Source organism: Bacteroides sp. f07 (assembly GCF_042854785.1).
Lineage (GTDB): Bacteria > Bacteroidota > Bacteroidia > Bacteroidales > Bacteroidaceae > Bacteroides.
In genome coordinates, this window is the sequence record NZ_BAABXI010000001.1 from 1,232,784 (window position 1) to 1,255,088 (window position 22,305).

Consider the following 22,305-nt stretch of genomic DNA (forward strand, 5'->3'; position numbering starts at 1 on the left):
AACTAGAAATGGCAGATAATAAATTAGATATAAAAGCTTTTCTGGATAAAGATGAACAGAAAGACTTACTGAGGCTGTTGACAGCCGGATCGGTGGATGACGGAAAATCAACGCTGATCGGTCGCTTGTTATTTGACAGTAAGAAACTGTATGAGGACCAGTTGGATGCGTTGGAACGCGACAGCAAACGTGTGGGTAATGCCGGTGAACATATCGACTATGCGTTGCTGCTTGATGGTTTGAAGGCTGAACGTGAACAAGGAATCACGATTGACGTGGCTTATCGTTATTTCTCCACCAATGGACGCAAGTTTATCATTGCGGATACTCCGGGGCACGAGCAATATACACGTAATATGATTACCGGCGGTTCTACGGCTAATCTGGCGATTATCTTGGTGGATGCCCGTACGGGAGTGATTACCCAGACACGTCGTCATACTTTTCTGGTGTCTTTGCTGGGTATCAAGCATGTGGTGTTGGCTGTCAACAAAATGGACTTGGTGGACTTCTCGGAAGAACGGTTTAATGAGATCGTTACGGAATATAAGAAGTTTGTGGCTCCGTTGGGTATTCCTGATGTGAATTGTATTCCTCTTTCTGCATTGGATGGGGATAATGTCGTGGATAAGTCGGAGCGTACTCCATGGTATAAGGGAACTTCTCTGCTGGATTTCCTTGAGACTGTTCATATTGATAATGACCATAATCTGACTGATTTCCGTTTCCCGGTCCAATATGTGCTTCGTCCGAATCTGGATTTTAGAGGTTTTTGCGGTAAAGTTGCGTCAGGCATCGTTCGTAAGGGGGATACGGTGATGGCACTTCCTTCGGGCAAAACTTCGAAGGTGAAGAGTATTGTGACTTATGACGGAGAATGGGATTATGCTTTTCCGCCACAGTCGGTTACGCTGACTTTGGAAGATGAAATTGATGTGTCTCGCGGAGAAATGCTTGTGCATCCTGATAATATGCCGACTGTCGACCGTAACTTCGAAGCGATGATGGTATGGATGGATGAAGAGCCGATGGACGTAAATAAGTCGTTCTTTATCAAGCAGACTACTAATCTGAGCCGTACACGTATCGATACGATTAAATATAAAGTGGATGTGAATACAATGGAACATCTGTCTCTGGATAACGGGCAATTGACAAAAGAGACTTTGCCTTTGCAATTGAACCAGATTGCCCGTGTGGTGCTGACTACTGCCAAGGAGCTGTTCTTTGATCCGTATAAGAAGAATAAATCCTGTGGATCGTTCATCCTGATCGACCCGATTACAAATAATACTTCAGCGGTAGGTATGATTATCGACCGTGTGGAAGTGAAAGATATGAGTAATACGGATGATGTTCCTGTATTGGATTTATCGAAACTGGGAATTGCTCCGGAACATTATGAGGCTGTAGAGAAAGCTGCGAAAGAGCTGGAACGCCAGGGATTTGCTGTGAAAATTATAAAGTAAGAAAGTATGGGATTGCTTGAATTTAATAAACTTCCGATTAATACATTGGTAGGTGCCGACTGGAAAACGTTTAAGGCTATCACTGCCGGTCGTGAAATTGATCCGTCTTATAAGGGGAAATACCGATTGACAAAGGCTGTGTGCCGTTTGCTCTCTCCGTTGGCTGCTTTGCAGAATAGCCGTTATGAAAAGTTACTGGCTAATCAACCGCTGGAGCATGACCCTGTATTTATCTTGGGACATTGGCGAAGCGGAACAACTTTTGTGCATAATGTATTTTCTTGTGACAAGCACTTTGGCTATAATACAACGTATCAGACTGTATTCCCTCATTTGATGATGTGGGGACAGCCTTTCTTCAAGAAGAATATGAGCTGGCTGATGCCGGACAAGCGTCCGACTGACAATATGGAACTGGCTGTGGATCTTCCTCAGGAAGAGGAATTTGCGTTGTCGAATATGATGCCTTATACTTATTATAATTTTTGGTTTTTGCCGAAATATCAACAGGAGTATGCCGATAAATATTTGCTGTTTGATGATATCACGGATGCTGAACTGAAAGTTTTTGAGGAAGTATTTACAAAGTTGATTAAAATCTCTCTGTGGAATACCCATGGCACTCAGTTCCTCAGTAAGAATCCACCGCATACGGGCAGGGTGAAGGAGTTGGTGAAAATGTTCCCGAACGCTAAGTTTATCTACCTGATGCGTAATCCGTATACAGTATTCGAATCGACACGCAGTTTCTTTACAAATACGATTCAACCGTTGAAATTGCAGGATGTAAGCAATGAACAATTAGAGGAGAATATTCTTTCTATTTATGCAAAGCTTTATCATAAGTATGAATCGGACAAACAGTTTATCCCGGAAGGTAATCTGATGGAGGTGAAATTTGAAGATTTCGAAGCAGATGCGATGGGAATGACGGAAAATATTTATAACTCTCTTTCTATCCCCGGATTTGCCGAAGCACGCGGAGATATAGAAAAGTATGTGGGCGGTAAGAAGGGTTATAAGAAGAATAAGTATAAATATGATGACCGTACAATCCGGTTGGTAGAAGAAAACTGGGATTTTGCTTTGAAACAATGGGATTATAATTTATAAAAAAGAAGAAAAAGAAAGGAAAGCAATGGTTCAGAAAATCGTTCATCGCCTGTTGATGACAGGTTTCGTGGCATTTTTTTCTTCCTTGTCTTTGATGGCGCAACATAGAGTGGAAATGGTTCCTTTTGGAGACATGAATCAATGGGTAGACCGTCAGATAAAGGAGTCGAGCATTATTGGTGGGAATACAAAGAATGTATATGCGATAGGCCCGACGTCTGTAATTAAGGGAGATCAAGTTTATAAGAATATGGGTGGATCGCCTTGGGCTACTTCAAATGTGATGGCAAAGGTGGCAGGCATTACGAAAACAAATACTTCGGTTTTCCCGGAAAAGAGGGGAGACGGATACTGCGCACGGTTGGATACACGCATGGAGAGTGTGAAGGTACTCGGACTCGTTAATATTACGGTATTGGCGGCCGGATCTATTTTTACCGGGTCGGTACACGAGCCGATTAAGGGTACTAAGAATCCTCAGAAGATGCTGCAAACAGGGATTCCGTTTACTAAAAAACCGGTTGCACTCCAGTTTGACTATAAAGTGAAGATGTCCGACCGTGAAAATCGTATCCGTGCTACCGGGTTCAGCAAGATTACGGATGTTCCCGGTAAAGATTATCCGGCAGCTATCTTGTTTCTGCAGAAACGTTGGGAGGATGCAGAGGGAAATGTGTATGCGAAACGTATAGGTACGATGGTGACCTATTATTATCATTCAACGGACTGGAAGAATAATGTTTCCTATGAGATTATGTATGGTGACATTACCGGCCGACCTGAATATAAAGCTCATATGATGCGTTTGCAAGTTACCGAAAGTTATACGGTAAATAGTAAAGGCGAAAGTGTGCCTATTCATGAGGTGGCCTGGGGAAATGAGAATGATGTTCCGACTCATATGTGTCTTCAGTTTACATCCAGTCATGGCGGTGCTTATATCGGTTCACCCGGAAATACATTGTGGATTGATAATGTGAAGTTGGTATATTGATAAAGATATAACCGGAATATGAAAATAGCCGATGCGTGATTTTGCCATCGGCTATTTTTTTGTTTTGATTCTTTTGTGATAAATGCCTCTAGAAGCCTTTTAGAGTTATATAACACTTTTATCATTCCATAAAAATCTATGTATGAATGAAAATTTACGTGATTTTTTGTTTGTGTTATATTAAATATCTATATTTGCACTAATTTTAGAGGAGAGGACAGTGCTTGTTATCTCTTTATCAGGTGTGGAGCGTTTGGAGTGGTTGCCATCCTGTAAGACAATTGAAATATATTATTTACTAAAATAAATTGAGATGAAAAAGGGTTTATTGTTTATTTTATTGGCAGCAGCTACAGTGTGTGTGTCTGCTCAGGAAAAAGAAAAAGCCGCAAAGAGCTATAGAGTGGAAACAAATCTCTTTGGCGCTAATTGGTTTATCAGCGGTGGTGTTGGTGCACAAATGTATTTCGGTGATAACGACAGTAAGGCTAGTTTTGGAAAACGTCTTGCTCCGGCACTTGACATTGCCGTAGGTAAGTGGTTTACGCCGGGATTGGGATTGCGTGTCGCATATAATGGTCTTCAGGCTAAAGGTGCATCTCCGGAAGCAGATGACCTTTATGTAAAAGGCGGCACTTATTCTAATGGGTATTACAAACAAAAATGGAATGTTGCTAATTTCCATGGTGATGTGATGTTCAATCTTTCTAATATGTTCTGCGGTTATAACGAAGAACGTGTCTACTCATTTATTCCTTATGTAGGTGTTGGATTGGTGCATTCATGGACAAAACCGACTGAAAATAATATCGGCTTTAATGCAGGTTTGATTAACCGTTTCCGTTTGTCTCCAGCATGGGATCTTAACGTGGAATTGCGTGGGCTGTTAATGAAGAATGCTTTCGGTGGCGTAAGCAAGGAAGGTATGGCTGGTTTGACTGTAGGTGTTACTTATAAGTTCAAGAAGCGCGGTTGGGATGCTGTTCCTACTGTTCCTATGGTTCCGGAAAGCCAGTTGGTTGACATGAGAGACAGAGTAAACTCTTTGAAGGGTGAAAACGAATCTTTGAAACGCGAGTTGGTTGAAGCACGTAATAAGAAACCTGAAGTAATTGTTAAGAAAGAAGTTGTATCCGCTATCCCACGTCTGGTTGTTGTATTCAATATTGGCAAGAGCAATATCGCTAAGAGAGAATACATGAACATTGAGACTATGGCTAAGGCTATCAAAGAGAATTCTGGCAAAGTATATACTGTAACGGGATATGCTGATAAGGGTACTGGTTCTGCTGAGTACAACATGAAGTTGAGTAAGAAGAGAGCTGAAGCAGTTCGTGACTTGATGGTTAACGAATTTGGTGTTCCTGCTTCTCAATTGAAGGTTGATTACAAGGGTGGTGTAAGCAATATGTTCTATGATAGCGCTAAACTGAGCCGTGTAGCTATTGTTGAAGAATAATATACATTTGAAATATTATAATAAAAGAGACGTTTCCTTTCACGGGAAACGTCTTTTTTTGTATTTTTGTGCCCCATGAGTAGAATTGTAGCAATAGATTATGGAAGAAAGCGTACAGGGATAGCTGTCAGCGACACTATGCAGTTGATTGCAAATGGGTTGACGACGGTGCCTACGCATGAACTTCTGAACTTTATCGGTGATTACGTTGCGAAAGAACCGGTAGAACGGATTATTATCGGCTTGCCTAAGCAGATGAATAATGAGGTTTCTGAGAATATGAAAAATATAGAACCTTTTGTTCGTTCACTGAAGAAGTGCTTTCCTGAGATTCCGGTTGAGTATGTGGATGAACGGTTTACATCTGTTCTGGCGCATCGTACAATGTTGGAGGCGGGACTGAAAAAGAAGGATCGCCAGAACAAAGCATTGGTGGATGAGATAAGTGCTACGATTATTCTGCAAACATATTTGGAGAGTAAACGTTTTTAGTAGATAACAAAAAGAATAATTTAATTTATCAGTAGAATATAAAGATATGATTTTACCTATTTATGTATATGGACAGCCTGTTTTGAGAAAGGTGGCAGAGGACATAACACCGGATTATCCGAATTTGAAAGAGTTGATCGCGAATATGTTTGAAACGATGGTGCACGCAGACGGTGTAGGGCTGGCTGCTCCGCAGATTGGTTTGCCTATTCGTGTTGTTACAATTACACTGGATCCGCTTTCGGAAGATTATCCGGAATTTAAAGATTTTAATAAGGCTTATATTAATCCTCACATCCTGGAAGTAGGTGGTGAGGAAGTGGGCATGGAAGAAGGCTGTCTGAGCCTTCCCGGTATTCATGAAACAGTGAAGAGAGGAAATAAAATCCGTGTGAAATATATGGACGAGAATTTTGTGGAACATGAAGAGGAAGTGGAGGGTTATCTGGCACGTGTCATGCAGCACGAATTCGACCATTTGGACGGTAAGATGTTCATTGACCATATTTCTCCGCTTCGTAAGCAGATGATCAGAGGGAAACTGAATACGATGTTGAAAGGAAAAGCCCGCAGTTCCTATAAGATGAAACAGGTGAAATAAAGATAAAAAACGTTTATATCCCTGTTAAGTAAACGAAAAGCATTATTTTTGCTTCGTTTACAAGCATAAAATGCCGATGATAAAAAGAATATTAACAGTATTATTGCTGTTCCCCACACTAGTATGTGCTCAGATTAATACGGATCGGGTGATGACTATCGCCCGAAATGCTCTTTATTTTGAGGATTATGTACTTTCTATTCAGTACTTTAATCAGGTGATTAATGCTAAACCTTATCTGTATGAACCTTATTTCTTCAGGGCGCTTGCTAAGCTGAACCTGGAAGATTTTCAAGGTGCTGAGATAGACTGTGACGCGGCTATCCAACGGAATCCGTTTGTGGTAGGGGCTTATCAGATTCGTGGTCTGGCGAGAATCCGGCAGAGTAAATTTGACGGAGCTATTGAAGATTATCAGAAGGCTTTGCATTATGATCCGGAGAATATTACTTTGTGGCATAATCTGACTTTATCTCATATTCAGAAAAAGGATTATAATTCGGCAAAAGAGGACTTGGAAAGTTTGCTTAAAGTGGCTCCGCGTTATACCCGTGCTTATCTGATGAGGGGGGAAGTGTCATTGCAACAGAAGGATACGCTTGCTGCCTTGAATGACTTTAATAAAGCGCTTGAACTGGATAAATATGATCCGGATGCATGGGCTGCCCGGGCGATTGTGAAATTGCAACAGTCTAAATATGCTGAAGCTGAGTCGGATTTCGACCGTGCTATTCATCTGAGTGCCAAGAATGCCGGAAATTATATTAACCGGGCATTAGCACGGTTCCATCAGAATAATCTGAGAGGGGCCATGAGTGATTATGACCTGGCATTGGATATTGACTCCAATAACTTTATAGGGCATTATAATCGTGGTTTGCTTCGTGCCCGGGTAGGAGATGATAACCGTGCGATTGAGGATTTCGATTTCGTAATCCAAATGGAGCCGGATAATATGATGGCAGTATTTAATCGTGGTTTGCTTCGTGCGCAGACAGGGGATTATCGGGGAGCAATAAAAGATTACACAACTGTTATCGACCAGTATCCTAACTTCCTCGCCGGATATTATCAGCGTTCGGAAGCCCGCCGGAAGATTGGCGACAAGAAAGGAGCGGAGCAGGATGAATTTAAAGTCATGAAGGCTCAGATTGATAAGCAGAATGGTGTGACGAATAAAGATGTAGCCCAAAATCAGAATAAAGAAAAAGAGGGTGAGGGCGAAGAGGGGGAAAAGACCCGTAAGAAGTCGGATAAGAATATGAACAACTATCGTAAGATAGTCATTGCGGACGACTCTGAAGCTGAACAGCGTTATACGAGTGATTATCGTGGACGTGTGCAGGATAAGAATGTGAATATTACACTGGAACCAATGTTCGCTTTGACTTATTATGAGAAGATGAGTGATGTGAAGCGTTCTGTGAATTTTCATAAATATATTGAAGATTTGAATCGTTCGGGTGTGCTTTCGAAACGTCTTCGTATAACGAATATGGAAGCTCCGTTGACAGAGGAACAGGTGAAATTCCATTTTGCTTTGATTGATACGCACACATCGGCTATTGTGGCAGATGAAAAGAGCGCTCCCAAACGCTTTGCCCGTGCGATTGATTTTTATCTGGTTCAGGATTTCTCAAGCGCGGTTTCAGATTTGACACAAACGATTCTGCTGGATGGGGATTTCTTCCCGGCGTACTTTATGCGTGCCCTTATTCGTTGCAAGCAACTGGAATATCAGAAGGCGGAACAAGCTGCCGAAACTGAAATCCCGGGCGAGAAGCGTAAGGAGATTACTGCGGTGGATTATGAAGTGGTACGGAAAGATTTGGATAAAGTAATCAATTTGGCACCTGATTTTGTTTATGCTTATTATAACCGTGCGAATGTTTCTGCTATGCTGAAAGATTATCGCGCTGCAGTGGCTGACTATGATAAGGCGATTGAGTTGAATCCTGATTTTGCGGATGCCTATTTCAACAGAGGACTTACTCATATTTTCTTGGGTAATAATAAACTGGGTATTTCTGATTTAAGTAAGGCAGGTGAGCTGGGCATTGTTTCCGCTTATAATGTAATCAAGCGTTTTACAGACCAGACGGAATAACATTTTTTTGATAAAAAATGGATAACTCAAAAGATTTAGTTACTTTTGCGTTCAAATTGTGAAAATATAACATAATCATATTATGATAAAGATAACATTTCCCGATGGCTCCGTTCGTGAGTATAACGAAGGAGTGAACGGTTTACAGATTGCAGAAAGCATCAGTTCACGTTTGGCACAGGATGTGCTGGCATGTGGCGTGAATGGTGAGACTTATGATTTAGGACGTCCTATTAATGAAGATGCTAATTTTGTACTTTACAAATGGGATGATGAAGAAGGTAAGCATGCTTTTTGGCATACGAGTGCTCACTTGTTGGCTGAAGCTTTGCAGGAACTTTATCCGGGTATTCAGTTTGGTATCGGTCCGGCTATTGAGAACGGATTCTACTATGATGTGGATCCGGGAGAAACTGTGATTAAAGAAAGTGACTTGGCTACTATTGAAGCCAAGATGTTGGAACTGGCTGCAAAGAAAGAAGCGGTAGTCAGAAAGAGTATTGCTAAAACTGACGCTTTGAAGATGTTTGGTGATCGCGGAGAAACTTATAAATGTGAGCTGATTTCCGAATTGGAAGACGGGCATATTACAACTTATACCCAGGGTGCGTTTACCGATCTTTGTCGTGGCCCTCACTTGATGACGACTGCTCCTATCAAGGCTATCAAACTGACGACTGTTGCCGGTGCTTACTGGCGCGGTCATGAAGATCGTAAGATGTTAACCCGTATTTACGGTATTACGTTCCCGAAAAAGAAAATGCTGGATGAATATCTGGTATTGCTGGAAGAAGCGAAGAAGCGTGACCACCGTAAGATTGGTAAGGAGATGCAATTGTTCATGTTCTCTGAGACTGTAGGTAAGGGACTTCCTATGTGGCTGCCGAAAGGTACTGCGTTGCGTCTGCGTCTGCAGGAGTTTCTGCGTCGTATTCAGACTCGTTACGACTATCAGGAAGTGATTACTCCGCCGATTGGTAATAAATTGTTGTATGTGACTTCGGGGCACTATGCAAAATATGGCAAGGATGCATTCCAGCCTATCCATACACCGGAAGAAGGTGAAGAGTACTTCTTGAAGCCGATGAACTGTCCCCATCACTGTGAGATTTACAAGAACTTCCCACGTTCATATAAGGATCTGCCGTTGCGTATTGCAGAATTTGGAACAGTTTGCCGTTATGAACAAAGTGGAGAGTTGCATGGTTTGACCCGTGTACGTAGCTTTACACAGGATGATGCACATATCTTCTGTCGTCCGGAACAAGTGAAAGATGAGTTCCTTCGTGTGATGGATATCATATCTATCGTGTTCCGTTCTATGGATTTCCAGAATTTTGAGGCTCAGATATCATTGCGTGACAAAGTGAACCGCGAAAAGTATATCGGTAGCGATGACAACTGGGAAAAAGCCGAACAGGCTATTATCGAGGCTTGCGCGGAAAAGGGATTGCCTGCTAAGATAGAGTATGGAGAAGCTGCTTTTTATGGCCCTAAGCTTGACTTTATGGTAAAAGACGCTATCGGCCGCCGTTGGCAGTTGGGAACGATCCAGGTTGACTACAACTTGCCGGAACGTTTCGAACTTGAATATATGGGCTCTGACAATCAAAAACATCGTCCGGTAATGATTCACCGTGCTCCGTTCGGATCAATGGAACGTTTTGTAGCTGTGCTGATAGAACATACTGCCGGTAAGTTCCCATTGTGGCTGACACCGGAACAAGTCGTTATTCTGCCGATTAGTGAGAAATTCAATGAATATGCAGAACAGGTGAAGATGTATCTGAAGGTTCATGAAATCCGTGCGATTGTAGATGACCGCAATGAAAAAATAGGCCGTAAGATTCGCGACAATGAAATGAAGCGTATTCCTTATATGCTGATTGTCGGTGAGAAAGAAGCGGAAAATGGTGAAGTTTCTGTCCGCAGACAAGGCGAAGGCGATAAAGGAACCATGAAATTTGAAGAATTTGCTAAAATTTTGAACGAAGAAGTTCAGAATATGATAAATAAATGGTAACTTTGCAGCCGTTTCAGAATAAAATATTTAGTATAACAATAAAAAGATAAAACCAGGAAGTAAACGTTTTTAATGAAGAATGACACTCTAAAAGGGCAATACAGAATCAATGAACAGATTCGTGCCAAGGAAGTTCGCATAGTGAGCGACGATATTGAACCGAAAGTATATCCAATTTTTCAGGCTTTGAAAATGGCTGAAGAGAAAGAATTGGATTTAGTGGAAATTTCTCCTAATGCTCAACCCCCTGTTTGTCGTATTATTGATTATTCTAAATTTCTTTATCAGTTAAAGAAACGTCAGAAGGAACAAAAAGCGAAGCAGGTGAAGGTTAATGTGAAGGAAATCCGCTTCGGACCTCAGACAGATGACCATGACTATAACTTCAAGTTAAAGCATGCTAAAGGTTTCCTCGAAGACGGTGATAAAGTGAAAGCTTATGTATTCTTTAAAGGTCGTTCTATCCTTTTCAAGGAACAAGGTGAAGTATTGCTGCTTCGTTTTGCAAATGATCTTGAAGACTATGCTAAAGTAGACCAGATGCCGGTACTTGAAGGAAAGCGTATGATTATACAGCTTTCTCCGAAAAAGAAAGAGGCTCCTAAAAAGCCTGCGGCTCCGAAACCGGTTGCTCCTGCACAGAAAGTAGAAAAGCGGGAAACGAACGAAGAATAAGAAAAGATGTGTAACGCGCAGGTATAGTGCGTTGCCATTATATATTTAATAATTTAAAAACAAGTAAGATGCCAAAGATGAAGACTAACTCCGGTTCTAAAAAAAGGTTTACCCTTACCGGAACAGGTAAAATCAAAAGAAAGCACGCTTTTCACAGTCACATTTTGACTAAGAAATCCAAAAAGAGAAAAAGAAACTTGTGCTACTCTACAACTGTTGATACAACAAATGTAAGCCAGGTTAAGGAACTCTTAGCAATGAAGTAATCAAAAGCGTAAAAGTATTATTAAAGTATTAACCGAATGCATTAGCTTGAAGTTCGCTGCGTGAAGTAGCGGCGCTAACATTCAAAAAAAGTAAAACTATGCCAAGATCAGTAAATCATGTTGCTTCAAAAGCAAGAAGAAAGAAAATTTTGAAATTAACCAGAGGTTACTTTGGTGCAAGAAAGAATGTATGGACCGTAGCTAAAAACACTTGGGAAAAGGGTTTGACTTACGCGTTCCGTGACCGTAGAAATAAGAAAAGAAACTTCCGCGCTCTTTGGATACAACGTATCAACGCTGCTGCACGTCTTGAAGGAATGTCTTATTCTAAATTGATGGGCGGTCTGCACAAAGCCGGTATCGAAATAAACCGTAAGGTTTTGGCTGATTTAGCTATGAATCACCCGGAAGCTTTCAAAGCTGTAGTTGCAAAAGCAAAAGCTGCTTAAGTTTCAACAGTTTATGATTTACAAAGTGTCAGTTACTAAGTTAGTGACTGGCACTTTTATTTTGTTAGGCAGATGAAAGGGAATGAAAAAAATGTTAGTAGGTAAACAAAATCCTTTTTTTTCTTGCTAGTCTCAGGGATTCTTATTACATTTGTGATACAAAAATATTAGCCGTATCGACTGGATCGGGAAACTCTTCAAATTAATCTGATGCACCGAGAAAGCTTCGTTCTTCAATGGCGGGCCACATCCTTCGGGACAGCTTCAAGCCGGTGGATTACAAAGAGGGCGAGCGCTCAAATCTTGTTCTATCAGAGTTTCATCACATCGTCGGTACGGCTTTCTTATATACTTTTCTATGATATTTTATTTCTCAGGTACAGGCAATTCTAAGTGGATCGCTGCTCAGCTATCCAAAGAGCAAAAAGAAGATTTAGTCTTTATTCCCGATGTATTAAGGAATGAAATGTTTGAGTTCTGTCTACGGGAAGATGAGAAGATAGGATTTGTGTTTCCGGTCTATTCATGGGCTCCGCCTGTAATTGTATTACGTTTTATTCAGAAACTTTCTCTGAAAGGGTATAAAGGGCAATATTTGTTTTTTGTCTGTTCATGTGGGGATGACACCGGGCTTACTCAACAGGTCATGATGAAAGCATTAAAATATAAGGGATGGGAGTGTCATGCGGGTTTTTCTGTGACTATGCCCAATAATTATGTACTGCTTCCGGGGTTTGATGTAGATAACGAAGAATTGGAAAGGAAAAAGTTGGTGGAGAGTGTTTCAAGCCTCAAAAGAGTCAATACTTTGATAAGTAGAAGAGAATGTGTATTCTCTTGCCATGAAGGCAGTATTCCTTTTATCAAAACGAGAATAATCAATCCTTTATTTAATCGTTTTCAGATGTCACCTGAAAATTTTTATGCAACAGATGCCTGTATCGGATGCAGGTGTTGCGAGAAGAGTTGTCCGATGGAGAATATAATTGTTGCAGAAGGAAAGCCTGTGTGGGGAAAGGACTGTACCTCATGCCTGGCATGTTATCATGTGTGTCCCAAGCATGCGGTGCAATACGGAAAAAGAACAAAAGGAAAAGGCCAATATTTTAACCCCAACTCTGGTTATTGATCTTTGATTTTAATGCGGCAGTGAGATAAATCCTCAATAATAGCCAGACTTTCTACTCTGATCCCTTGTTCTTCTAATATTTTACGGCCGTTCTGGAACGCTTTTTCGATGATGAATCCCATTCCTACCAAATTGGCTCCGGATTGTTTGATGAGATCGAGAATGCCTAATGCAGCGTTGCCATATGCAAGGAAGTCGTCTACAAAAAGTACATTGTCGTTAGGAGTGAGGAAGTCGGCACTGATAACGACTTCATAATCACGGTCTTTGGTAAATGAGTGCACGGTGGTGCTTAATGCATTCTGTATCGTTTTAGGAGACTTTTTCTTAGCAAATACGACAGGTAAATCCATCAGGTAGCCTGTCATGATAGCCGGGGCGATGCCGCTGGCTTCGATTGTCATGATTTTATTCACATTTGTGGCTGCGAAACGGCGGACAAACTCAACTCCGATTGATTTCATCAGAACAGGATCCATTTGATGATTGATAAAGCTGTCTACTTTAAGGATGCCCCCTTCGTAGCATTTTCCGTCTTGCAAGATTCTTTTCTTAAGTAATTGCATACTATATGATATTAATTAATAATGTGCTAATATACCATTCCGTGTGATGAAACTTGCGGAAGGTATATTAGCACATGGTCAATTTGAGCCGTTTATTTGTTGTTTCGCAAGTCTTTCACGCGAACGGCTTTTCCTTCGCTTTGTGGGAGAGAGCCTTTCTTTACTAGTTTCACTTTTGGAGTAACCAGGATTTCATCTTTCAATTGACGGGTGATATCCTTACGGATTTTTTCCAGTTCAATATAGTTGTCGGTAGAGAGGTCGCTCAATTCTACTTCGACAATCATTTCGTCCTGGTTGCTGACAGTTTCCAAGGTAATTAAGTAGTTGCTGCCTAATTCGGGGAACTGTACAAGGATTTTTTCAACCTGCATCGGGAAAATGTTGACTCCTTTGATAATAAACATATCGTCACTGCGACCTTTGATGCGGTCAATACGGATATGTGTACGTCCGCATGGGCATTTTCCGGGTAGGATACGAGTTAAATCGCGGGTACGATAGCGAATCAGCGGCATCATTTCACGATCGAGAGTGGTGAGTACCAATTCACCGATTTCTCCTTCAGGCATAGGTTCACCTGTCTCGGGATCAATGATTTCCACCAAGTAGCAGTCTTCCCAAAAGTGCATTCCGTTTTGTTCCTGACATTCGAAAGCGACGCCAGGGCCATTCATTTCCGTCATGCCAAAACTATTGTATGCTTTTACGCCCAACATTCGTTCTATTTTCCGGCGTTGTTCGTCTGTATGAGGTTCGGCGCCGATAACCAATGTTTTTAGTGTCGTTTTTGTCGGGTCGAGTCCTTCTTCCTGAAAAACTTCAGCCAAGCGGATGGCGTAGCTGGGGATGGCGTGTAAAGCAGTCGTTTTAAAGTCATTGATGAACTTGATCTGTCGCTTGCTGTTTCCGGCTGCAGCGGGAACTGTAAGGCAACCGAGGCGCTCGGCACCGTATTGGAAACCTAGACCGCCTGTAAACATACCATATCCTGAACTGTTTTGGAAAACATCAGTCTTGCGGATACCTACGGCATACAGGCAGCGGGCTATCAGGTTGGCCCAAGAGTCGAGGTCGTGTTGCGAATGAACAATCACGGTCGGATTTCCGGTAGTGCCACTGGAAGAGTGGATGCGTACACCATCATTGCTCATATCACCTGCTACTAGTCCGAAAGGGTAGTGGGCGCGCATATCGGCTTTGGTCGTAAAGGGTATTTTTCGGATATCTTCCAACGACTGTATGCTATCTGCGGTAATGCCATGTTTGCTGAAAACTTCTTTATAATAAGGAGCATCTGCAGCTATGTTAATTGTTTTTTTAAGCCGTTGAAGTTGCAATTCCTGCAACTTCTCACGGCTCATGGTTTCTAGTTCTTCTTCCCAGTATTGTGTACTCATGGTAATGCCTGTTATTACATCAGCTTTTCCGCAATATCCTTACCGGCGGCCAATGCTTTAAGATTCATTTCTACAATTGCTTCTCCCTTGCGGAGGAAGATTTCACGAATGCTGTCTTGCACTTTTTCGTAATCGATACCAAGAAATGGAATGGTTGCTCCCAGTAAAACGATATTGGCAACTCGGGCAGAGCCAACTTCTTTGGCTACTTTATCTACATTTAATACAATCTTATGAGGCAATTTATTGATTTCGGCCATTACTTTGTCTGCTTCCGGATAATTGGGGATATTGACAAATGGAGTTTCGTTAGTCACCAACCAGCCTTCAGAACTGAGGTAGGGAAGATAGCGCAGACCTTCCATAGGCTCCAGTGAGATGATCAGGTCGCATTTGCCGGAAGGGATCAAGTCGGAAGCAATCGGTTGGTCGCTGATGCGGAGATTGGATTGAACGTCTCCACCGCGTTGGCTCATTCCGTGCACTTCCGCCTGTTTCATATAAAGTCCTTCTTTCAAGGCAGCTTTGCCTATTACTGTAGCAATGGACAAAATCCCTTGTCCACCTACTCCTGATAATATAATGTCTTTTTTCATGGCTTACTTACTTCTTTTTTTGCGTGCTAATGTTTGGATACACTCTCTACGTGGGATAATGACAGATACACCCCGATATTCGATTTCTTCGCGTATGATTTTCTTCATCTCTTCGTAGTTTTTCTTCAATGGCACAACTACGCGGATATGCTCGGGGGGGACTCCGAGCCCTGCGCAGATAGCTTCGATACGTCCGGTTCCGGCAGAATCCTGTCCGCCTGTCATGGCAGTAGTTTCGTTGTCGGAGATTATGATGGTTACATTGGCGTTTTCATTTACGCAGTCGAGTAATCCGGTCATTCCCGAATGGGTGAAAGTGGAGTCTCCGATTACGGCCACAGCCGGATGAAGGCCACCGTCTGCCGCACCTTTTGCCATAGTGATAGAAGCTCCCATGTCTACACATGAGTTGATGGCATTGAATGGAGCGTTTGCGCCGAGCGTGTAACAACCGATGTCGCTGAATACTTTATGAGTGGGGTATTCTTCTTTAAGAACTTCAGTCAGCGTGATATACATATCGCGGTGTCCGCATCCTTCACAAAGTGCGGGAGGGCGCATTTCTACTACAGAAGGAACACTAAATTCCGATTTGTTCTCTTTGCCTACCGCACGCGCCACCGAGTCGGGATTCAATTCTCCATCTTGTGTCAAAGTACCGTCTAATCGTCCTTTTACTTTAATGCCAATACCCAAATAACCCTTTAATTGCTTTTCTACGAATGGTTGACCATCTTCCAAAACGAGGATTTCGTCACAAGATTCGATTAATTGGTGCAATTGTTTTTTAGGTAATGGATATTGACCGATCTTGAGTACCGGATATTCGCAACCTTCGGGATAGTTCTCCATCAAATAATTGTAGCCGATACCGCAGGCGATGATTCCCAATTTTTTGTTAGGACCATCTGTATATTTATTGTAAGGTGATTCTTCAGAAGCCTTCATAAACTCGTCTTGGCGGGAGAGCAATACTTTGTAGCGTTTACGGGCATTTCCCGGCAACAGGATGAATTGGCGTGGATCTTCGCTGAAAGATATGTCATTCTGCGGCTTTTGCTCTTTACGTTCTACTCCGGAGCGGGAATGTGCAAGGCGGGTTACCATACGCATTAGAATAGGTTCACCCATTTTTTCAGAGAATTCAAAGCCGCTATATACCATATCGTATGCTTCTTGCTGATTGCTGGGTTCATACATCGGTATCAGTGAAAAATCTCCGTAAAAACGGCTGTCCTGTTCATTTTGGGAAGAGTGCATGCTGGGGTCGTCTGCTGCTATCACGATTAATCCGCCTTTCACACCGGTGATGGCGGAATTGACAAAACAGTCGGCTGCTACATTCATACCTACATGTTTCATACAAACTAATGCCCGTTTGCCTACGAAAGACATACCCAACGCAGCTTCCATCGCTGTTTTTTCATTGGCACACCAACGGTTGTGTATATTCTGTTCGGTCGTTATAGAGGCCATTTGAATATATTCTGTAATCTCAGTTGAAGGAGTACCGGGATAGGCATAAACACCTGAAAGTCCGGCATCCAGTGCGGCTTGTGCAATGGCTTCATCGCCAAGTAAGAGTTGCTTGCTCATATCTATTTCTTTTATTTAGTGTTGATCACAGTTTGTTAATCTATCGGGCAAAGATAGGCTTTTCAGTCTGTTTTATCACAAATTTACTTGAAAATCTTTCTTTCATTTAGCGCTTTCCAGTATTTTCTTGCATTTGCCATATGATCGGCATAATTGGAAGCAAAATTATGAGTTCCTGAAAAATCTTCTTTGGCGCACATATAAATATAGTTGTGTTTTGTATAGTTCAATACGCTGTCTATTCCTTTTTTTGAGGGGATTCGAATAGGTCCGGGCGGGAGTCCGGTATTCATATAGGTGTTATAGGGTGAATTAATTTTCAGATGTTCGTTGTTGATGCGGCGTAGTCCGAAATCTTGCAGGGCAAATTTTATGGTTGGATCTGCCTGTAAAGGCATATCTTTACGCAAACGATTGATATACAATCCGGCTACTACCGGCTTTTCTTCATTGTTGTTTGTTTCTTCTTCAACAATGGAAGCAAGTGTACTTACCTCTTCCGGCGTCATTCCGATGGCGGTGGCTTGTGCGAGACGTTCTTTGTTCCAGAAACGTTCGTGCTCTTTTTGTATGCGCTTGAAAAAATCTTCTACGCTTATATCCCAGTACACTTGATAAGTTTCCGGTATAAAAAGACAGGGAAGGCTTATTTCTGTGTATCCCATTTTATTTTGAAAAGAAGGATCGAATAGCCGGCTGGCGATTTCGGCAGAGTCTATCATGAGCTGTTTGCCTATGTTTCGTGCCAGTCGGTCTAATGTCCTCACGCTTCCGATAGTGAGGTTGATAGGTTCTTGGTATCCTCTGGAAAAGCGGCTATATACGTGGTATACATTGTCATTCGGACGAATAGCATAACGTCCGGTATGGATATTCTGTTTGAAATCCTTGTATTTAGCCATCCATTGGAATCCAGTGAGCTTGTTGACATATCCGAACTTCTTTATTTTGTTATATATGGAATCGGCGGTATCGTCTCGATCTACATAGATATATACGGTTTTAGATGGATGGAATTGAGGAGCAAACAGGTAATAATAAACGCTCCCCCCGGCAATGGCGCAAAGAAGGAATGCTCCTATTAGAATTGATAATAAAATGTTTCTCTTTTTTTTCTTCATCTTTCGAGCTTTTTAAAAAGTTCGTCAAAGATAAAAAGAATTTAGATAGAGACGATTCCTTTCGCTGATGAATCGCAGAAGAGATGAGTAAATTATCTTATTCTTTACTCATTTAGTGACGGCTTTTTCATTCACATAGATGGATGGAATGAATATGGTATGTTCAAATCAGCCAAACTCGTTTTAGCGAGGATGGATATTAGTTAGGCCATTGGAAGTAATTTGCTTCTGCTTCTATCTTGTTTTCTATTTCGTCGGGTAGAGGTGCGAAGAAGTCCATGTTAGTAAGACGTTCGATGCTGTCTATTGTTACTGCATATGTGGAGAGAGGTTCTACGGCTTGTCTGTTATTGAACAGGAATCCGATAGCCCGCATTGGTTTAGCGAAAGGAGACAGGACTACTTTGAAAAACTGTTGCGGTACTGCAACTTTATTTTTCCCGATTGTTTTTGGCTGTTTGGTTATAATGGGACCACATATAATGATGATAGCACTGTCTGCTATTGCCCAGTCCCGTATTTTCTCTTCCAGTTTTTTCCAGCCTCTTCTGTTTAATTGTGGATGTTGCGGACATATGTTGCTGAAATAAAAAGATGCTTCCATAGCTTGCGGACTCCATTTCATATCCGCAGCTGGTGCCATATGTCCTTTGTCATATCCTGAACGTGCATAATCTGCATTAGTTGCAATCAGCCCCTTGACTAGTGGGTCAGTGATAAAGCGATTGCTTCTTTTCTCTTTCCCTTTTGTTTCTTCCCGGGTTAATTCGTAAGAAACCCAGTTGGGAAGTTTTAAGTCTTTGTTGTAAGAAACAATGTATCCGGTGTGGTGGATTATTTGTTCCTGCCGGGGAATTAGTGATATAGGGGTCTGTAAATCATTGTCGAAAAAAAAATGAAGTGATTCATTCGTTTGTGATTCGTTATTTTGGGGTCTGTCAGTTTGTTGGTAATACAAATAGACACCATATATAATAGGAATAAGTACAATGAGGACGATAATGTATCCTAGTTTATAATTAGAGCGTGATTTCTTTTTGAACAGTCTTCTGTTTTTACCTTTTTTAGTTCGATTCATTGATTTGCTGGTGATAATGGTGTCTGTTATTCTTCTTTTCTCATACTGAATTCACAACCGCAATATTGCTGGTTGTAGAAATTATATTCTTTGATAATAGCGATACGGCGTTCGCTTAGTCCGCCTTTGCGCCAATTCTGCTCCCAGTAGGTAACATCAGGATAGTTTGCAGTAGCATATTGCCCGGATTCATTTATCTGTTCCAGACTCTTCCAGCGGCTGGAAGCAAGTGTGGTGGTAATGACAGAAAAACCATGTTCGTGTGCATAACGGGCAGTCTCCAGCAGGCGGACTTTGAAGCAGCGCAGGCAGCGTCCGCCTCTTTCGGGTTCTTGCTCCATTCCTGTCATTTGGCATCGCCAGGCTTCGTGGTTGTAATCGGTGTCTATGATTTGAAGCCCTAAAGATTGGGCATAACGTGTGCATTCATCTTTCCTCATATTATATTCTTCCTGTGGATAGATGTTGGGATTGCAGTAATAGATAACAGGAGTAATATTATGCTGCATCAGGCATTCGATGATAGCCGATGAACAGGGAGCGCAACAGGTATGAAGTAAAACCTTGTCGGCTCCGCCCGGAACTTCGAGTTGGAATTTCTTTTTCATGCTGTAAAGTTAGTATATATTTGCCATATTAGTCAACAGATTATAATTTATTCAGAATAGATTTTATAAAAACAGGAGAGTAGGTTACTTAGACTATTTTGTGTTTTATAAAATCTCTTTCGCGGAATAATTTTGCTAAATGAGTCAGAACTAATTAATTAATTTCATTTTTTTTAGTATTTTTGCCCACTCAACTCAATAACGGAACATGATGGAAGAATTGCACAACGGGCAGCAAGAGCAATATGTTGACCCCGATAAGAAAAAGAATGCTCAGAAAATAGTAAAGAGAACTTTAGTAACGGTAGGATTAGCCTTGGCGGTATATATTTTATATTCCATCGTTTATCTGTTTGTCTCACCCGACCGTAATATCCAACAGATTTATTTGATCCCCGAAGATGCCGCATTTATTATTCAGTCATCAGCTCCGATTGAAGATTGGGAGAAGTTTAGTGGAAGTGAGACATGGCAATGTCTGAAGAAAGCGAAATCTTTTGAAGAAGTAACAGCGAGTGTAGAAAAGTTGGATTCGGTAGTTAAAAGCAATAAAGTGTTATTGTCTCTTGTCGGTGAACGGGATATGCTAATTTCACTTCATAAAACCCGTGCCACCAATTGGGATTTCCTGCTTGTTTTGGATATGCAGAAAGCATCGAAGATGGATTTATTGAAAGATCAGGTTGAAACGGTATTGGTGATGAGCGGTTTTACGGTTACTAGCCGAATGCATAGCGGCATCAATATACTTGAAATGCGTGATCCTGATACACGTGATATTTTCTACATTGCTTTTGTGGACAATCATTTGGTAGGTTCGTACACATCCGCTCTTGTCGAATCGGCTATTAACTCGCGCAATAAACCCAAAATCGGACTCGACCAGTCCTTTATCGAAACGGAGAAATTAGTTTCGGGCAAGGGGCTTGTAAGAGTCTTTATCAATTATGCGCGCATTCCTCAGTTTATGTCTATTTATTTAGGAACGAGAAACGAATATGTTGATCTCTTTAGTAATTCTATGAACTTTGCCGGTCTTTATCTGAATGCAAACAAAGACAGAATGGAGGTGAAGGGGTATACCTTACGAAAAGACTCTGCCGATCCTTATGTTACTGCTTTGTTGAATTCGGGAAAACATAAGATGAAAGCGCATGAGATTCTTTCCGGGCGAACGGCTCTTTATACAAATATAGGTTTCAATAATCCTGTGACTTTTGTGAAAGAGTTGGAAAATGCACTTTCTGTGCATGATAAACAGTTGTATGATTCTTATCAAAGTTCTCGGAAAAAGATTGAAGGATTGTTTGGAATTTCTTTGGAGGATAACTTTCTGAGTTGGATGTCAGGTGAATTTGCCATTACACAATCTGAACCGGGTTTGTTGGGATATGATCCTGAGCTTATTTTGGCTGTCAGGGCTAAAAGTATAAAAGATGCCCGTAAGAATATGGAGTTTATTGAGAAGAAGATAAAGCGGCGTACTCCGGTTAAGGTTAAGACGGTTAATTATAAAGACTTTGAGATCAATTATGTCGAGATGAAGGGCTTCTTCCGCCTGTTTTTCGGAAAGTTATTTGATAAGTTTGAGAAGCCATATTATACTTACGTGGATGATTATGTAGTTTTCAGTAATAAGGCTTCTTCTTTGCTTTCATTTGTAGAGGATTACGAGCAAAAGAATTTATTGAAAAATAATCAAGGGTTTAAGGATGCACTTTCGTATATGAAATCCAGTTCTACTATTTTCTTGTATACAGATATGCATAAGTTCTATTCTCAGTTGAAACCTATGATGAATGCGAGTACATGGAATGAAATACAATCTAATAAAGATGTTTTGTTTTCTTTCCCTTATTGGACTATGCAGGTGATAGGGGATAGCCGGTCGGCTTCTTTGCAATATGTTATGGATTATGCACCCTATGAGCCTGAAGAGACGGTAACTTCAGTTGCTACTGATGAAGATGATGAAGAAATGAACGAAGATGCCGAAACCGAAAAAGAGCAGATGGGTGAACTGAAACGTTTCTATGTCGAAAAGTTTGAAGGAAATGTTCTGCGGGAATTTTATCCTGAAGGAGCATTAAAGAGCGAGTCGGAAGTAAAAGAGGGAAAAAGGCACGGACGTTATCGTGAATATTACGAAGATGGTACTTTGAAACTTCGTGGGAAGTATGCCAATAACAAGCCTAAAGGTACGTGGAAATACTATACCGATGAGGGGAAATTTGACCACAAAGAGAAGTTTTAGATTTAGTCAACAAAAGCCGATTTAAAATTTAAACTTAAAAAAATGTCGGATTCTTTTTGTTTTCTCAAATAAAGCTGTAATTTTGCACGCCGTAAACGGGAGACAAACGCCGCTATAGCTCAGTTGGTAGAGCAACGCATTCGTAACGCGTAGGTCGCCAGTTCAAGTCTGGCTAGCGGCTCTCAAATAAAACGCTGATTATTAACTGTTTAATCAGCGTTTTTCTTTTCTGAAAATTCAATTCCGAATAAAAAAAACATAAATCTGCGTATATATTTGCACAAAATTGTATAGTAGAATTGTGTTTTG

20 protein-coding genes and 1 tRNA gene are annotated in these 22,305 nt (G+C 41.3%); 14 read left to right on the forward strand and 7 right to left on the reverse strand.

The window, feature by feature from the left end:
* Positions 1-8: 8 nt before the first annotated feature.
* The 12 genes from cysN to ACGHVY_RS04940 all read left to right on the forward strand — a co-directional run bounded on the left by cysN (position 9) and on the right by ACGHVY_RS04940 (position 12,777).
* Positions 9-1,469, forward strand: coding sequence for a sulfate adenylyltransferase subunit CysN (gene cysN / locus ACGHVY_RS04885; protein WP_390597525.1), 1,461 nt, complete (start codon positions 9-11; stop codon positions 1,467-1,469).
* Positions 1,470-1,475: 6 nt separating this feature from the next.
* Positions 1,476-2,582, forward strand: a complete 1,107-nt coding sequence (locus ACGHVY_RS04890; RefSeq protein ID WP_308746691.1) for a sulfotransferase — start codon at positions 1,476-1,478, stop codon at positions 2,580-2,582.
* A gap of 25 nt (positions 2,583-2,607) precedes the next feature.
* Positions 2,608-3,576: a PCMD domain-containing protein gene (locus ACGHVY_RS04895; protein ID WP_390597527.1), complete on the forward strand. Its 969-nt coding sequence runs from the start codon at positions 2,608-2,610 to the stop codon at positions 3,574-3,576.
* Positions 3,577-3,889: 313 nt separating this feature from the next.
* Positions 3,890-5,035 carry an OmpA family protein gene (locus ACGHVY_RS04900; RefSeq protein ID WP_308746693.1) on the forward strand — a complete coding sequence of 382 codons (1,146 nt, stop codon included), beginning with the start codon at positions 3,890-3,892 and terminating at the stop codon, positions 5,033-5,035.
* Between the two features lie 75 nt (positions 5,036-5,110).
* Positions 5,111-5,527 (forward strand): Holliday junction resolvase RuvX, encoded by a 417-nt coding sequence (ruvX, locus tag ACGHVY_RS04905; protein WP_390597529.1) that lies wholly within the window; start codon positions 5,111-5,113, stop codon positions 5,525-5,527.
* Positions 5,528-5,573: 46 nt separating this feature from the next.
* Positions 5,574-6,128 (forward strand): peptide deformylase, encoded by a 555-nt coding sequence (def, locus tag ACGHVY_RS04910; protein WP_308746695.1) that lies wholly within the window; start codon positions 5,574-5,576, stop codon positions 6,126-6,128.
* A gap of 76 nt (positions 6,129-6,204) precedes the next feature.
* Entirely contained in the window at positions 6,205-8,235 is a 2,031-nt protein-coding gene (locus ACGHVY_RS04915) for a tetratricopeptide repeat protein (RefSeq protein WP_390597532.1), read from the forward strand.
* Positions 8,236-8,317: 82 nt separating this feature from the next.
* Positions 8,318-10,258 carry a threonine--tRNA ligase gene (gene thrS, locus ACGHVY_RS04920; protein ID WP_390597534.1) on the forward strand — a complete coding sequence of 647 codons (1,941 nt, stop codon included), beginning with the start codon at positions 8,318-8,320 and terminating at the stop codon, positions 10,256-10,258.
* 72 nt (positions 10,259-10,330) lie between these two features.
* Positions 10,331-10,933, forward strand: coding sequence for a translation initiation factor IF-3 (gene infC / locus ACGHVY_RS04925; protein WP_390597536.1), 603 nt, complete (start codon positions 10,331-10,333; stop codon positions 10,931-10,933).
* A gap of 68 nt (positions 10,934-11,001) precedes the next feature.
* Positions 11,002-11,199, forward strand: a complete 198-nt coding sequence (gene rpmI / locus ACGHVY_RS04930) for a 50S ribosomal protein L35 (protein ID WP_004297539.1) — start codon at positions 11,002-11,004, stop codon at positions 11,197-11,199.
* A gap of 98 nt (positions 11,200-11,297) precedes the next feature.
* Positions 11,298-11,648: a 50S ribosomal protein L20 gene (gene rplT / locus ACGHVY_RS04935; RefSeq protein ID WP_004297540.1), complete on the forward strand. Its 351-nt coding sequence runs from the start codon at positions 11,298-11,300 to the stop codon at positions 11,646-11,648.
* A gap of 358 nt (positions 11,649-12,006) precedes the next feature.
* Positions 12,007-12,777: an EFR1 family ferrodoxin gene (locus ACGHVY_RS04940; protein ID WP_308745518.1), complete on the forward strand. Its 771-nt coding sequence runs from the start codon at positions 12,007-12,009 to the stop codon at positions 12,775-12,777.
* Here the strand turns inward: ACGHVY_RS04940 and xpt are convergent.
* The 7 genes from xpt to ACGHVY_RS04975 all read right to left on the reverse strand — a co-directional run bounded on the left by xpt (position 12,771) and on the right by ACGHVY_RS04975 (position 19,742).
* Positions 12,771-13,343: a xanthine phosphoribosyltransferase gene (gene xpt / locus ACGHVY_RS04945; protein WP_308745517.1), complete on the reverse strand. Its 573-nt coding sequence runs from the start codon at positions 13,341-13,343 to the stop codon at positions 12,771-12,773. The two genes, ACGHVY_RS04940 and xpt, sit on opposite strands and share 7 nt — an antisense overlap.
* 92 nt (positions 13,344-13,435) lie before the next feature.
* The gene (locus ACGHVY_RS04950) at positions 13,436-14,743 is read right to left on the reverse strand and encodes a phenylacetate--CoA ligase (protein WP_308745516.1); all 1,308 of its coding nucleotides are present in this window, start codon (positions 14,741-14,743) and stop codon (positions 13,436-13,438) included.
* Between the two features lie 14 nt (positions 14,744-14,757).
* Positions 14,758-15,339 carry an indolepyruvate oxidoreductase subunit beta gene (locus ACGHVY_RS04955; protein WP_308745515.1) on the reverse strand — a complete coding sequence of 194 codons (582 nt, stop codon included), beginning with the start codon at positions 15,337-15,339 and terminating at the stop codon, positions 14,758-14,760.
* Positions 15,340-15,342: 3 nt separating this feature from the next.
* Positions 15,343-16,935: a thiamine pyrophosphate-dependent enzyme gene (locus tag ACGHVY_RS04960; protein WP_390597538.1), complete on the reverse strand. Its 1,593-nt coding sequence runs from the start codon at positions 16,933-16,935 to the stop codon at positions 15,343-15,345.
* 83 nt (positions 16,936-17,018) lie between these two features.
* Positions 17,019-18,056 carry an endolytic transglycosylase MltG gene (mltG, locus tag ACGHVY_RS04965; protein WP_390597540.1) on the reverse strand — a complete coding sequence of 346 codons (1,038 nt, stop codon included), beginning with the start codon at positions 18,054-18,056 and terminating at the stop codon, positions 17,019-17,021.
* Between the two features lie 199 nt (positions 18,057-18,255).
* Positions 18,256-19,134, reverse strand: coding sequence for a DNA/RNA non-specific endonuclease (locus ACGHVY_RS04970; RefSeq protein WP_390597542.1), 879 nt, complete (start codon positions 19,132-19,134; stop codon positions 18,256-18,258).
* Positions 19,135-19,160: 26 nt separating this feature from the next.
* Positions 19,161-19,742 (reverse strand): epoxyqueuosine reductase QueH, encoded by a 582-nt coding sequence (locus ACGHVY_RS04975; protein ID WP_390597544.1) that lies wholly within the window; start codon positions 19,740-19,742, stop codon positions 19,161-19,163.
* A 211-nt stretch (positions 19,743-19,953) separates the two neighbouring features.
* On the opposite strand from ACGHVY_RS04975, the gene ACGHVY_RS04980 reads away from it, so the two are divergent.
* Both ACGHVY_RS04980 and ACGHVY_RS04985 read left to right on the forward strand, forming a co-directional pair.
* Entirely contained in the window at positions 19,954-21,996 is a 2,043-nt protein-coding gene (locus ACGHVY_RS04980; RefSeq protein ID WP_390599650.1) for a toxin-antitoxin system YwqK family antitoxin, read from the forward strand.
* 108 nt (positions 21,997-22,104) lie between these two features.
* A tRNA-Thr gene (locus ACGHVY_RS04985) sits at positions 22,105-22,177 on the forward strand.
* Positions 22,178-22,305 lie beyond the last annotated feature (128 nt).